At 37.7% G+C, this 13,244-nt stretch carries 15 protein-coding genes; all 15 read right to left on the reverse strand.

Annotation, left to right across the window (positions count from 1 at the left end; translation table 11 throughout):
- Positions 1-7: 7 nt before the first annotated feature.
- The 15 genes from NSQ74_RS20790 to flgG all read right to left on the reverse strand — a co-directional run bounded on the left by NSQ74_RS20790 (position 8) and on the right by flgG (position 13,199).
- Positions 8-1,162, reverse strand: coding sequence for a protein-glutamate methylesterase/protein-glutamine glutaminase (locus NSQ74_RS20790; RefSeq protein ID WP_340825830.1), 1,155 nt, complete (start codon positions 1,160-1,162; stop codon positions 8-10).
- A complete protein-coding gene (locus tag NSQ74_RS20795; protein WP_340825832.1) occupies positions 1,163-2,038 on the reverse strand; it encodes a MinD/ParA family protein in 876 nt (291 codons plus the stop codon).
- The gene (flhF, locus tag NSQ74_RS20800) at positions 2,035-3,231 is read right to left on the reverse strand and encodes a flagellar biosynthesis protein FlhF (RefSeq protein ID WP_340825833.1); all 1,197 of its coding nucleotides are present in this window, start codon (positions 3,229-3,231) and stop codon (positions 2,035-2,037) included. Before flhF ends, NSQ74_RS20795 begins: the two co-directional genes overlap by 4 nt.
- Positions 3,228-5,261: a flagellar biosynthesis protein FlhA gene (gene flhA, locus NSQ74_RS20805; RefSeq protein ID WP_340825834.1), complete on the reverse strand. Its 2,034-nt coding sequence runs from the start codon at positions 5,259-5,261 to the stop codon at positions 3,228-3,230. The genes flhF and flhA overlap by 4 nt, the downstream gene beginning before the upstream one ends.
- 24 nt (positions 5,262-5,285) lie before the next feature.
- Positions 5,286-6,374 (reverse strand): flagellar biosynthesis protein FlhB, encoded by a 1,089-nt coding sequence (gene flhB, locus NSQ74_RS20810; protein WP_340825835.1) that lies wholly within the window; start codon positions 6,372-6,374, stop codon positions 5,286-5,288.
- A gap of 1 nt (position 6,375) precedes the next feature.
- On the reverse strand, positions 6,376-7,152 hold the full coding sequence (fliR, locus tag NSQ74_RS20815; RefSeq protein WP_340825836.1) for a flagellar biosynthetic protein FliR: 777 nt from the start codon (positions 7,150-7,152) through the stop codon (positions 6,376-6,378).
- A 4-nt stretch (positions 7,153-7,156) separates the two neighbouring features.
- Positions 7,157-7,426, reverse strand: coding sequence for a flagellar biosynthesis protein FliQ (gene fliQ, locus NSQ74_RS20820; protein WP_173477750.1), 270 nt, complete (start codon positions 7,424-7,426; stop codon positions 7,157-7,159).
- Positions 7,427-7,439: 13 nt separating this feature from the next.
- Positions 7,440-8,105, reverse strand: coding sequence for a flagellar type III secretion system pore protein FliP (gene fliP / locus NSQ74_RS20825; protein WP_340825838.1), 666 nt, complete (start codon positions 8,103-8,105; stop codon positions 7,440-7,442).
- Positions 8,102-8,773, reverse strand: a complete 672-nt coding sequence (locus NSQ74_RS20830; RefSeq protein ID WP_340825840.1) for a flagellar biosynthetic protein FliO — start codon at positions 8,771-8,773, stop codon at positions 8,102-8,104. Before NSQ74_RS20830 ends, fliP begins: the two co-directional genes overlap by 4 nt.
- A 10-nt stretch (positions 8,774-8,783) precedes the next feature.
- On the reverse strand, positions 8,784-9,146 hold the full coding sequence (locus tag NSQ74_RS20835) for a response regulator (protein WP_340825841.1): 363 nt from the start codon (positions 9,144-9,146) through the stop codon (positions 8,784-8,786).
- 21 nt (positions 9,147-9,167) lie between these two features.
- Positions 9,168-10,400, reverse strand: coding sequence for a flagellar motor switch phosphatase FliY (gene fliY, locus NSQ74_RS20840; RefSeq protein WP_340825842.1), 1,233 nt, complete (start codon positions 10,398-10,400; stop codon positions 9,168-9,170).
- On the reverse strand, positions 10,393-11,388 hold the full coding sequence (gene fliM / locus NSQ74_RS20845) for a flagellar motor switch protein FliM (RefSeq protein ID WP_340825843.1): 996 nt from the start codon (positions 11,386-11,388) through the stop codon (positions 10,393-10,395). The genes fliY and fliM overlap by 8 nt, the downstream gene beginning before the upstream one ends.
- Before the next feature lie 33 nt (positions 11,389-11,421).
- Positions 11,422-11,850, reverse strand: a complete 429-nt coding sequence (gene fliL / locus NSQ74_RS20850; protein ID WP_340825845.1) for a flagellar basal body-associated protein FliL — start codon at positions 11,848-11,850, stop codon at positions 11,422-11,424.
- Positions 11,840-12,061, reverse strand: coding sequence for a flagellar FlbD family protein (locus NSQ74_RS20855; RefSeq protein ID WP_173477756.1), 222 nt, complete (start codon positions 12,059-12,061; stop codon positions 11,840-11,842). Before NSQ74_RS20855 ends, fliL begins: the two co-directional genes overlap by 11 nt.
- A 190-nt stretch (positions 12,062-12,251) precedes the next feature.
- A complete protein-coding gene (gene flgG, locus NSQ74_RS20860; protein ID WP_340825847.1) occupies positions 12,252-13,199 on the reverse strand; it encodes a flagellar basal body rod protein FlgG in 948 nt (315 codons plus the stop codon).
- Between the last annotated feature and the right edge of the window lie 45 nt (positions 13,200-13,244).

The raw sequence follows: 13,244 nt of genomic DNA on the forward strand, positions 1-13,244 counted from the left end.
ACCCCTTTTAAGGCAAATATTTCATAATTGTTTGTGCAATATCATCTACATCAGCGACTTCATCGACAAGCTGCGTTTCCACCGCAGCTTTCGGCATACCATACACTATGCAAGTTTCAGCTGACTCTGCAATAGCAATCACATTACCGGTATTTTTTAATGCTTTTAGCCCGTTTGAACCATCATAGCCCATACCCGTCATAATGACTGCTACCTTATCAAAATCTTTAAATTGACTTACATCTTCAAACATCACATCTACAGATGGGCGATGGCCAGAACGTGGTGGTTCTTGATTATCTAGAACGATGCCATATGAGATTCCTACTTTTCTTAACCTTAAATGGTATCCTCCAGGTGCAATATATGCCACGCCATTTTGTAAAATATCGCCTTGCTCTGCTTCCTTCACTGTTATCTCGCTCAATTGATTGAGGCGAGAAGCTAATGACTTTGTAAACCCAGCCGGCATATGTTGGACAATTAGAATCGGCGCTTGAATTGATTTTGGAATTTTTGTAATAACTTCTTGTAGCGCACGTGGTCCACCTGTAGATGTACCAATTAACACTATTTTTTTGCTTACTTTACTCCATTCACTATGTGGCTTCGCAACATTTGCTACAGTCGAAGGCACATTGAATGATGGTGACACTTTTCGTTCATTCGTTAATTCTTTTCTTATAGTAGACGGTGATACATTTGGTTCTTGTTGTCTTTTGCTACTCGAATGTTTTTTTAGTTTAGTAATAGGTACCAACGAGGCTTGTTCCACTTTATGGACAAGTTCAGATTGGATTTTATGTAAATCAAGTGAAATTGTTCCGCTAGGTTTCGCAACAAAATCAACTGCTCCATACTCGATTGCAGTTAGTGCATTTTCAGCACCTCTTTGGGTTGTACTTGAAAGCATGACGACAGGCACTGGACAAATTGTCATAATTTCATTTAATGCATCGAGTCCATTCATTTCAGGCATTTCAATATCCATTGTCACGACTGTTGGTTTTAATGTTTGGATTTTCTTTATCGCATCTTTTCCGTTTCGTGCTGTTCCAACTACTTCAACCTTCGAGCTACCAACAAAAAAGTCACTAATTAGCTTTCTCATAAAAGCAGAATCATCGACAACTAAAAGCTTGCTTTTATGTAAAAAGTCCAATTAATCACGCCCTTTCGAAAAAATATTTCTAAGTTTAGATAAGAATTTACTTGCTGACTGTTCATGTGCATGCACTTCCTCCATACGTTGTTCCATAAACCGAGCCACTATCAGTTGAAGTGTCTTAGAAATAAGTGCTTCTGGATATGCGATTGAAAAAGGCACTTGCTCGCGCACAGCTTTACGCACAACCGGATCCTCAGGTAATGAGCCCAATACTGTAACCTCTTTGTCTAGAAAACGTTTCATCGTAAGCCTTAAACGTTCAATCGTCTCGACACCTTCTTCTTTAGAAAAAGCACGATTACAAAGTATATAGAATTGCTTATCCATATCTCGTACGTGAATATATTTCATCATCGAATAGGCGTCTGTAATAGAGGTTGGCTCCGCTGTGGTAATTACAATAATTTCATCAATGGATGTTAGTAATTCTAATGACCAATTAGTCGCACCCGCGCCCATATCAAATAAAATATAGTCGAAGTTTTTTTGGAGTTGTTCAAAAGCATGAATTAACCTTTCAAACATCGCTTCCGACCACTCGAGCACGCTCGACATGCCAGAGCCTCCTGAAATACATTGTAAACCATGTGGACCTTCAAAAATTACCTCATCTAGTAATTTTTTTCCTTCTAAGTAATCTTTCAAACTATAAGAAACATTTTTTCCAATTAAAATATTAATATTTCCCATACCAATATCCATATCTACAATTGCTACTTTTTTGTCCTTACTCGCTAAATTAATTGCAAAGTTCATTGAAAAGTTACTTTTACCAACTCCACCCTTACCGCTCACTACAGCAATGGTTTTGCCTAATTCACCTTGCCGCTTAAGCATTTTCAAGCGTAATGTTTCTGCTTGATCCCTCATTTTTCTTCACCTTGGAAAAACAAATTAAGCACTGCTTCTAAATCAGCTTCTTCAATATCTTCTGGTACTTCTTGACCATTCGTATAGTAAGCAAGTCCTTTATTATATTTAATCATTAAATTAATCATTGTGCCAATAGAATTTGTTTCATCGATCTTTGTAAAAATGAATTTTTCAATTGGTACGCCTTTAAATTGGTCAATAATATTGGTCATATCCTTTTCTTTTGCCGTCATAGCAAGCACTAGGAAGGATTCAGCCTGATCATCAAACTTAATAAGACGCTGTAAATCATCTACATATTTTACTTCTTTATAATTTCGTCCAGCTGTATCGATAAAGACTAAATCTAAATGGGACAATCGTTGCACAGCTTGTTCAAAATCTGTCGTGTTATAGGCAATTTCGACAGGTGCTTGCAAAAGTCCAGCATACGTTTTTAACTGCTCAATGGCTGCTATTCTGTAGGTATCTGTTGTAATAAAGCCTATTTTTTTCTTTTTCTCTAAAACCGCTCTTGCTGCCATTTTAGCAATTGTCGTTGTCTTGCCGACACCAGTTGGACCAAGAACATTAATAAATTTACGTTCATACGATAGGCCACCCATCGGCAATCCCTCTAGTTGTTTCCGCAACAAGTTTTTTGTAATTAACTTGCATTGTGAAAAATTAATATCTGAAGCTTCTTTAAAATGCGTAAAAAGCTCATCACCAATCGTTGTGATGAGCTCCTCATTTAGCTCTTGCTGTCTTAAGTATTCAATGAAGGGTAAGAGTTCATCCGGATATTGAGCTTGGCTAGCCTTCTTGTGCATAGATTGCATTATCGATTTTAAATCTGCAATTTCCTTTCGCAGTTCTTCAGACATACCTGTCCCATCTTGGGAAGATGGTTCATACATAGGCTGAGCATGCTGAATTTTAGCTTGCACAGCATTTGTAATCTCTTGTAAACTAGCATTTTCTTTTTTAGCGGGTATTGAAGGCACATTAACAGGTGCGGGAGCCGTATAACTCGGCTCCATTGAGTCAATCCCTGCAACAACCTCAAAATTTTTCTTTTTTACAAGCCCAAAAAGTTTCTTTGTTACTACTACTTTTGAATTCAAAATGACAGCGTCCTCGCCTAAATCAGCACGTACTAGCTTCATTGCCTCTGGTATGGAAGATGCATAATATTTTTTCATTTTCACTCAACATTCACCACCCCAACACTTTGAATTTCAATAGAAGCATCTAGTTCATTATAAGATAGTACTGGAATCTGCGGGAAATAACGTTCTGTCAGCTGACGTAAATACATACGAACTGCTGGAGAGCATAAAATAATAGCAGATTGTTCCATAAAGGATACGCGCTCTACCTCAGATGCAATGGTCTCTAAAACCGTTTGAGAATCTTGTGGATCCATCGCTAAATAATTACCGTGATCCGTTTGCTGAATGCTATCAGCAATCATTTTCTCTACTTTACCCGATACAGTAATGACTTTCAATGACGAGCTGCCACCTACATATTGTGATGTAATTTGACGAGCTAATGATTGACGCACATACTCTGTTAATATATCGGTATCACTTGTTAATTTTGCATAGTCAGCCAATGTTTCGAAAATAATTGGTAAATTACGTACCGAAACATTTTCTCGAAGAAGCTTGCCCAAAACTTTTTGGATTTCGCCTGTAGACAATGGAGCAGGAGTCAACTCTTCGACTAATATTGGATGTGTTTCTCGTAAATGATCGATTAATTGTTTCGTTTCTTGACGTCCTAAAAGCTCATGCGCATTCGCTCGAATAATTTCGGTTAAATGAGTTGATACAACACTCGGTGGATCAACAACCGTATAGCCAGACATTTCAGCGTCCTCTTTTACTTGCTCAGTAATCCATTTTGCAGGTAGACCAAATGATGGTTCAACGGTATCAATACCCTCTATTGAATCATCATCTCCAGGGCTCATTGCTAAATAATGATCGAGTAAAAGCTCTCCCCGAGCCATTTCATTACCTTTAATTTTAATTCGGTATTCATTTGGCTGTAATTGAATATTATCGCGAATACGAACAACCGGAATGACAATCCCTAGTTCCAATGCTAGCTGACGACGAATCATGATGACACGATCCAATAAGTCTCCACCTTGAGCAGCGTCCACTAAAGGAATTAAGCCGTAGCCAAATTCAAATTCAATTGGGTCCACATTTAATAAATTCACAACATTTTCAGGGCTCTTCATGCCGTCTGTTGCCACTTCTTCCTCAATTTCAAGTAACTCTTCCTCATCCTCTGGCTTTTTACGATCCATCATGTATGCACCAACAATTAGTGAAACACCGATCGGTAACGTTACCCAGTTAGGAATTGGCGTGAATAATCCTAGTAAAACAATAGTACCCCCAGCAACATATAGAAGCTTTGCTTGCGCGAATAATTGTCCTGTAATATCTTCTCCTAGACTTCCTTTAGAAGATGCGCGCGTTACAACAATCCCTGTTGCTGTTGAAATAAGAAGTGCAGGGATTTGCGATACAATACCATCACCAACTGTTAGCTTTGAGAAATGGGTTGCTGCTTCGGCAAACGGTAAGCCCATTTGTACAACACCAATAATAATACCAAATAATAAGTTGATGATAACCATCACCATTGAGGCGATTGCATCCCCTTTAACGAATTTCGTAGCACCATCCATCGCTCCATAGAAATCCGCTTCACCCGCAACTTTATCACGTCGTTCACGTGCTTCTCGTTCAGAAATAACACCTGCATTTAAATCCGCATCAATACTCATTTGTTTACCCGGCATCGCATCAAGAGTGAATCGAGCAGCTACCTCTGCAACACGTTCCGCCCCTTTTGTAATAACGATAAACTGAATTAATACAAGAATTAAAAACACGACTAAACCTACGAGAATATTCCCGCCAACTACGAAATCCCCGAAAGTTTCAACAACTGAACCAGCGTCTCCATTTGCTAATATTGCACGCGTTGTGGAAACACTCAATCCAAGTCGAAACAGGGTCAACAGTAAAATAACGGAAGGGAATATAGAGAAATCTAATGCTTCCTTCATACTCATTGCTGTTAAAAGTACTATTAATCCTAACGTAATATTAATGACGATTAAGAAACTTAGCATCCACGGAGGAAGAGGGATGATGAGCATCGCAACGATTAAAATAACCGCACCTAAAACCCCTATATCGCGAACCTTCATTTGTGTCCCTCCTACAAAAAAGCTTTAAATTTTCCGCTTAATACGATATACATAAGCGAGTACTTCTGCTATTGCTTTGAAAAACTCTTCTGGTACTTGATCGCCTATTTCTACCTGATCATACATAGCGCGTGCTAATGGTCTATTTTCTACCATGATGACATCATGTTCTTTAGCGATCAGTTTAATTTTTTGAGCCACAAAGTCAGTTCCCTTTGCCACTATACGTGGGGCTTCCATACTATCCTCATCATACTTCAGAGCGATCGCATAGTGAGTTGGGTTGGTGATAACCACATCTGCGTTCGGAACCTCTGACATCATTCGACGCATCGCCATTTCGCGCTGACGTTGTTTGATTTTTGATTTAATGAGCGGATCACCCTCACTATTTTTATATTCATCTTTTATGTCTTGCTTAGACATTTTAAGATTTTTTTCATACTCATGTTTTTGATACATCCAGTCCAATAAGGATACACATAGTAACACAAGAGAAGCCGCGATACCCATAATGCCAACTAGTTTGCCAACAGTAATTAGGGTCACCCACGGACTTTTAAAAGATAGAGCTAATACTTCATGTAAATTTGACCATACGATAATTGTTGTTACCCCACCGATAAAGGTGATTTTTAATACTGATTTTAAAAGCTCTACAATGGCTTTTACTGAAAAAATTTTCTTTAATCCTTTAATAGGATCCATCTTTTTTAAATCGAATTTCATCGGCTCTAATGTGAATAAAAAGCCAAATTGTAGAAAATTGCCCGCTAATGCTCCTACTAAAGCAATCGCCATTATCGGTACGATAACATAAGCCATTTCTACTAATGTTTCGATAAATAGATGCATTACACTATCTATCGTAAGTGTTTCTACACGTATGTTATGGATAAATGTTTGCCTAAAAAAAGATAAAAGCTCATCTCGCAATGATCCCGCGAAGAAAAAAAGAAAGATAAACACCATGAGCATAACAATCGCACTCGATATGTCCTGACTCTTTACGACCTGCCCTTTTTTTCTTGCATCTTGTCTTTTTTTAGGTGTCGCTTTTTCCGTTTTTTCACCTGCAAAAAACTGTAAATCTAAGTCCAGTAGTAGCAACATGTTATCCACCACCTAAAATTGCCATTAAATCGCGCATACCGTAAATCATAATTGTAATCAACTTTTGTATGACTTGTACCATAACCGCCATCATCGTGAATAGCACTAAAAAACTGACACCAATTTTAATGGGAAAACCGACAACAAAGATATTTAATTGCGGGACAGTTTTTGCCGTGATTCCTAGCGCTAAATCCACTAAAAACAACGTTGCTACAACAGGTGCTGCCATTTGAAAAGCGATGGCGAAGACTGCAGTAAATGTTTTCATAACAAACTGGATATAGTCATCTTTCGCGAAATCTGGAAATCCCTGATCTATAGGTAAAAACTGATAACTATAGTAAATTCCATCTAGAATCATATGATGGCCATCTATTGCTAATAAAAATAGTAACGCCAATGTATTAAAAAATTGACCAATTAGTGGGCTTTGTGCACCAGTTTGTGGATCAATAATATTGGCGATGGCAAATCCCATTTGGAAATCTATAAAGCTTCCGGCAATTTGTATCGCCGACATGATGATATAGCCTACTAGACCTAGTAACAATCCAATAAGTGCTTCTTTCATCACTAAAAGTATGTAATCACCATTAAAAAGAAATGGCTCTACGTCGATTGTATAATACATCATCCAAGCTAAAACGAATGCGAGGGCAATACGTACTTGCTGCGGAATCGTTTTATATGAAAAGAAAGGTACTGTAACAAAAAAAGCCGTTACACGCACAAGCACTAATAAGAATACCGTTATTTGGGGGACTAGTTCATTCATGCACTCACCCTATATAACGCGTTAAATTCTCAAAAATATCTCTCGCATAGCTTGTTACTTGAGATAACATCCATGGACCAAAGAAAACGATGCCCACTAATACTGCGACGATTTTTGGAACGAATGCTAATGTTTGCTCTTGAATTGATGTTGTTGCTTGAAATATACTTACCGCTAAACCTGAGATTAAAGCAATTAATAATAGCGGTCCGCTTGTTAGAAGGATAATCATAATGGCACGCTCTGCAATTGAAATAACCATTTCACCTGTCATACTGTATCATCCCCTAAAAACTTTGTAGTAATGATTTCATTACGAGGTACCAGCCATCGACGAGTACAAATAATAAAATCTTAAACGGTAATGAAATCATAACCGGTGGTAACATCATCATCCCCATCGACATTAATGTACTTGCTACAATCATATCGATTACTAGGAATGGGATAAAAATCATAAAACCAATTTGGAATGCTGTTTTAATTTCGCTTAATGCGAAGGCAGGTACAAGCATAGTTAGAGGTATATCCTCTACCGATGCTGGTTTTTCTGCTTGATTGTATTGTAAAAACAAATCTAAATCTTTTTGCCTCGTTTGTTTACTCATAAATTCTTTAAAAGGCACACTAGCTTTCTCATATGCTTCTTCCAGCCCTATTTCTTCAGCAAATAATGGCTGTAATGCTTCTTTATTGACCTCTTGAAATGTAGGAGCCATGATAAAAAATGTTAAAAACAAGGCAAGACCAACAATAACCTGATTTGGTGGCATTTGTTGTGTCGCTAAAGCTGTACGTACAAACGAGAGCACAATGACAATTCGCGCAAAGGACGTCATCAATATTAAAATACTCGGTGCAAGTGACAGTACAGTTAATAATAATAGGAGCTTAACAGAGGTTGAGACATTTGTCGGATCGCTGTTGGAAAAATAATTGACTATATCATTCATTTATCATCATTCTCCTTTTGCTTCCATCTCTCTATTTCTTCACTACGCTCCTGTTTAATTTCGGAAATCTTCTTTTCAAAAAGTTCACCAAACGAATCTTGCTTTTGAAGTGTTGATGAATTTTGGTTATTTTTTCTCTTAAGCTTTGAAAATACTTCTGCTATATAAGGTGATGTTGCCGCATATTCCTGTTTTTCGTTATATAGTGAAAGCAGTGCTTCAACTTCCTGCGGATCGGTAATCTCACGTAAAAGTTGGACATCATCACCGACACCAACTAAATAAAGTGATTTTCCTATTTGCAAAAGTTGAACAGACTTTTGTGCACCTAACGATAAACCGCCTAAATTTTGTACCATTTGATTTCGTTGAAAAGTTAAATTTCTTTTATTTAGAAACTTCATCAACCCATAAAATAAAGCTACAACAAAAATAAGCGCCAAAACCATTTTTATGTATTCCCATGCAGAAACATCTCCAGCTGCTGAAACAACCGTATCTTCCTTCGCAGCTGGATCTGTATTATCCTTACATTCCTCTGGTTTTTTCATACAATACTCAATACTATTTGTATCAGAGTCAGCATAAACAGAAACTGTTGGTGGGTACACAAATAGGAAGGTTAATAGAAATGCGAAAATCATCGTTACACGAAATGATTTTAACATTTGCATGAAATCATCCTAGTGCTTTTTGAATCGCTTCAATTACACGATCTGCTTGGAAAGGCTTAACAATGAAGTCTTTCGCACCAGCTTGAATTGCATCGATTACCATCGCTTGTTGTCCCATTGCTGAACACATGATTACAGTTGCACTCGGATGTGTACTTTTAATAGCTTTAAGAGCTGCAATACCATCCATTTCAGGCATTGTAATATCCATTGTTACTAAATCTGGCTTTAATTCGTTGTATTTTTCAACAGCCTGTAGACCATCGGCAGCTTCCCCTACAACTTCAAATCCGTTTTTCGACAAAATATCCTTGATCATCATGCGCATAAATGCAGCATCGTCTACAATCAAAATTCTTTTAGACATGGTTAACTCCTCCAATTGAAACTATCTTAAATTATTTAAACGCTCTGCTTGACTTAAAACATCTGTAATGCGTACGCCGAAGTTTTCATCAATAACAACAACTTCGCCCTTTGCAATTAAACGACTATTTACTAGAATATCAACCGGTTCCCCTGCTAATTTATCTAATTCAATAATCGATCCACTAGCTAGTTCTAAAATCTCTTTAACAGAACGTTTCGTACGTCCTAACTCTACAGTAACTTGCAATGGAATATCAAGTAGCATATTTAAATTTCTAGCCTCAGATTGAGAGATTACATTTGGATCAAAGCTAGCAAACTGTGCCTGTTGAACATTTACAGGTTGTACTGGTCTTTGTTGCGTATGAATTTGTTGCTGCTCTTGATACATTGGGTGCTGCTCTTGATACATCGGCTGTTGCACTGGCGCTGCTGGTTGTTGATATACAGGTTGCTGTGCTGGTGGCGCTGTATGTTGAACAGGTGGTGGTGCGATAGGCGCTTCTGGAGCAATTGTGGCTGCAACTGGCTCTTCAATCGCCTCTGTTTCTCCTAATAATGACTTTACAATGTTTTGACTAAACTTAAGCGGTAATAATTGCATTAAGTTTGAATCGATTAAATTACCAATTCGAAGTCGGAATGAAACTTTTACAAGTAAATCATCTTCAGGAATATTATCTCGACCTTCATTTTGTGAAATATTCATTAAGTCAATTGTCGGTGGCGAAATATCCACTTTTTTGTTGAATACCGTCGACATCGATGTAGCAGCTGAACCCATCATTTGATTCATTGCTTCTTGCACTGCGCTTAGCTGAATTTCACCTAAGTCAGGTTTAGGATTTAAGCCGTCCCCACCTAACATTAAATCTGCAATAATCGCAGCATCTGATTGTTTAATAACAAGTAAGTTCATACCTGTTAAACCGATTGTATATTCAACTTGTACCGCTACATACGGATGAGGAAATTCCTCTTCTAATTTATTGCGGTTAATCATTGAAATACTAGGTGTAGTAATATCTACTTTTTGACCTAATAACGCTGAAAGAGCAGTAGCTGAACTACCAAAAGATATATTTCCTACTTCACCTAGTGCATCTTGAGCAAACGAATCAAGGTAATCCTCTACTCGTATTTCATTTGTTTCTTCTTTTGTAGAAGCTTCGCTGTCGTTTATTCTATCCTCCAACGTTTCGCCCCTTAATAACGCTTCAATTTCTTCTTGGGAGAGCATTTCATCACTCATCTTCGTCTCCTCCTTTCAAAGGGTCGATAATCTGGATTGCTAATTTTTTACCCTGTTTTCCGGGTTGTACTGTGAATTTAGGCAATGTACCTACTTTCAGCAGTAAAGGATCATCAATTTTTTGTTCTAATTGAATAACATCGCCGATTTGCATCATCAGGAAGTCTTCAATTGTGATATCCGTAACACCTAACTCTACAGAAAGAGGTAATCTAGCTTGTTTAACACGTGTTTCAAGCATTTTTGTTTGCTCAGGTGACATCTCTTTTGTATTTGTTTGCATCCAATAACGTACAGATAGATTCGGTACGATTGGCTCCAATACAACATGCGGGATACAAATATTAATCATACCGCTTGTCTCACCAATAATTGTATTCAATGAAATGACGACTACCGTTTCATTTGGTGAAATCATTTGTAAAAATTGAGGATTTACCTCAAGTTCTACTAGAATCGGGTCGATTTCAGCAACATTTTCCCATGCTTCGCGTAAATTGTCGAATGAACGTTCGAAGAGATTTGTCATAATTTTAGTTTCAATTTCAGTTAAGTTATCAACATTACTATGACTCGCTCCACTCCCCCCCATTAAACGATCCAACATCGAATAGGCAATGTTCGGGTTTATTTCCATCAATATATTACCATCAAGTGGTGGCACTTCAAACACATTAATGAGCGTCATATTCGGAATTGATCGAACAAACTCTTCAAAGGGTATTTGGTCTACTGATGCTACTGTAATTTGCACGTAGCTTCTTAACTGTGCAGAAAAGAAGGTAGTTAGTAATCGTGCAAAATTCTCATGTATTCGGGTCAAACTTCGGATTTGATCTTTAGAGAAGCGCAACGCTCGCTTAAAGTCATAAACTTTAACCTTTCGTACCTCGTCCTCTTTTTTCATGTCATCCGCTGACATTTCTCCGGTCGAGATTGCGGAAAGTAGCGCATCTATCTCCGATTGGGATAACACATCTCCTGCCATTTGCCCACCTCCATTTCAAGCAGTTTCTAATTTTTATTGAAAGATGTAGGAGGTAATATATACTTGTTGAATTTCTCCCTCTTGCATCAATTCATTTAACTGTGTTTTTAATGCCTTTTCAAACATTATTTTTCCTGCCTTGCCATCCAAATCTTTTTGCTCCATTTCTGAAAGCTCTTGAATAATTAAATTATTCGTTTGGAAATCACGCTTCTTTAACTCTTCAGCAGCGTCCTTGCTAGAAGTTTGGATTTTTAGCGTCATGCGCACTACCCTTTTATCAGCAAGATTTGTCATAATTTCTGGAACATCAACAGATGCTTCTACAATATCGTCTATTGATGGTTCAAGAGATGCTGCAGGCTTATTGAATTGAGTAAATAATACAAACGCAATAACTCCAATAAGTATAATCGCCACTAGTACGATGATGATCATCGTTAATACTTTATTATTCTTCATCTTCTTCACCTCGTAGATGCGGGTTTGATAGTACTTGTATATTGTTATAAAAGGCTGTTACCTTTTGTCGCACCTCATCTTCACTCTGTAACACAATAATTTTTGTTCCAGTTGTTAAAGTAATAGTCGTATCTGGAAAAGATTCGACAGTTTCTATGTATAAAGCATTCAGTGTAAATGCTTTGCCATTTAGTCTTGTTAGTTCAATCATTGAAATAGGGCCGGTCTAGCATGAGAGCCGGCCCGACCCTCCCTCATATTGAAAATTATGTTTTAGAGCTCAAACGCATCTACAAATAACCCTTTACGGATTCGCTAAAATTACACTAGCATATAGTAGTTTAATATCTTAACGCGTAACCTTATAGATTCTTGCGTTCAAGACTAGAAATAACTAATTACTATCGTTTTAAGTTTACTAATTCTTGTAGAACTTCATCCGATGTAGTGATAATACGTGTATTTGCTTGGAATCCACGCTGTGCTACAATCATCTCTGTAAATTCTTCTGAAAGGTCGACATTGGACATTTCAAGCGCCCCTGCCGTAATTGAACCCATACCAGCTACTGTTGCTACTTGGCCATAAGCTTCACCTGAGTTAGCTGTTGCTTGGAAATAGTTACTTCCTACTTTCTCAAGACCACCAGCATTTGGGAACTTAACCATAACAATTTGACCCGCATATTGTCTATATCCATTTGCATCCACATATTCAACCGTTCCGTCTTGACCGATACTTATAGATTTAGCTGTTGTCGGGATTTTGATTGGGTTATTATCTTCAAAAGTAAATGTATCATTTTCCCCTAATAAATCCTCAGTTTCACCGTTCAGCGGGCTTGCTTCTTTATCTGCCTCGGCATTACTTTCAGTAGAGTCAGTTTCATACAATGTATCATTTGCATGACCAACTAAATATTTCCCTTCAGCATTCACTAAATAACCTGCGTTATCCATGTAGAAATTACCTGCACGTGTATAAACAACATTTGTATAGCCTTCTGCAACGCCATCAGTATTTGAAACGGAGTCAGCTACCATAAAGAAGCCTTCACCTTGAACTGCAAGGTCCAATGGTCGATCTGTCGTTTGGCGTGAGCCAGAACCGTGAACTGTATCAATTGCCGCAAGTGTTGAACCAAGACCTACTTGTAAAGGGTTTGTACCACCACGAGTAGTAGTTGCAGCTGAAGCACCTGCGCTTGTTTGAGATAGGATGTCTTTGAAAATAACGCGTCCTTTTTTAAATCCATACGTGTTAACATTGGCAATATTATTCCCGATAACATCTAGCTTTGTTTGGAAGTTTTTAAGACCTGAAATACCTGAATACATAGAACGTAACATAAGTTGTCGTTCTCCCTTCATTTTTTGAATTGCGTGCCTCTATCA

This window comes from Lysinibacillus sp. FSL W8-0992, from assembly GCF_038008685.1.
Classification (GTDB): Bacteria; Bacillota; Bacilli; order Bacillales_A; family Planococcaceae; genus Lysinibacillus.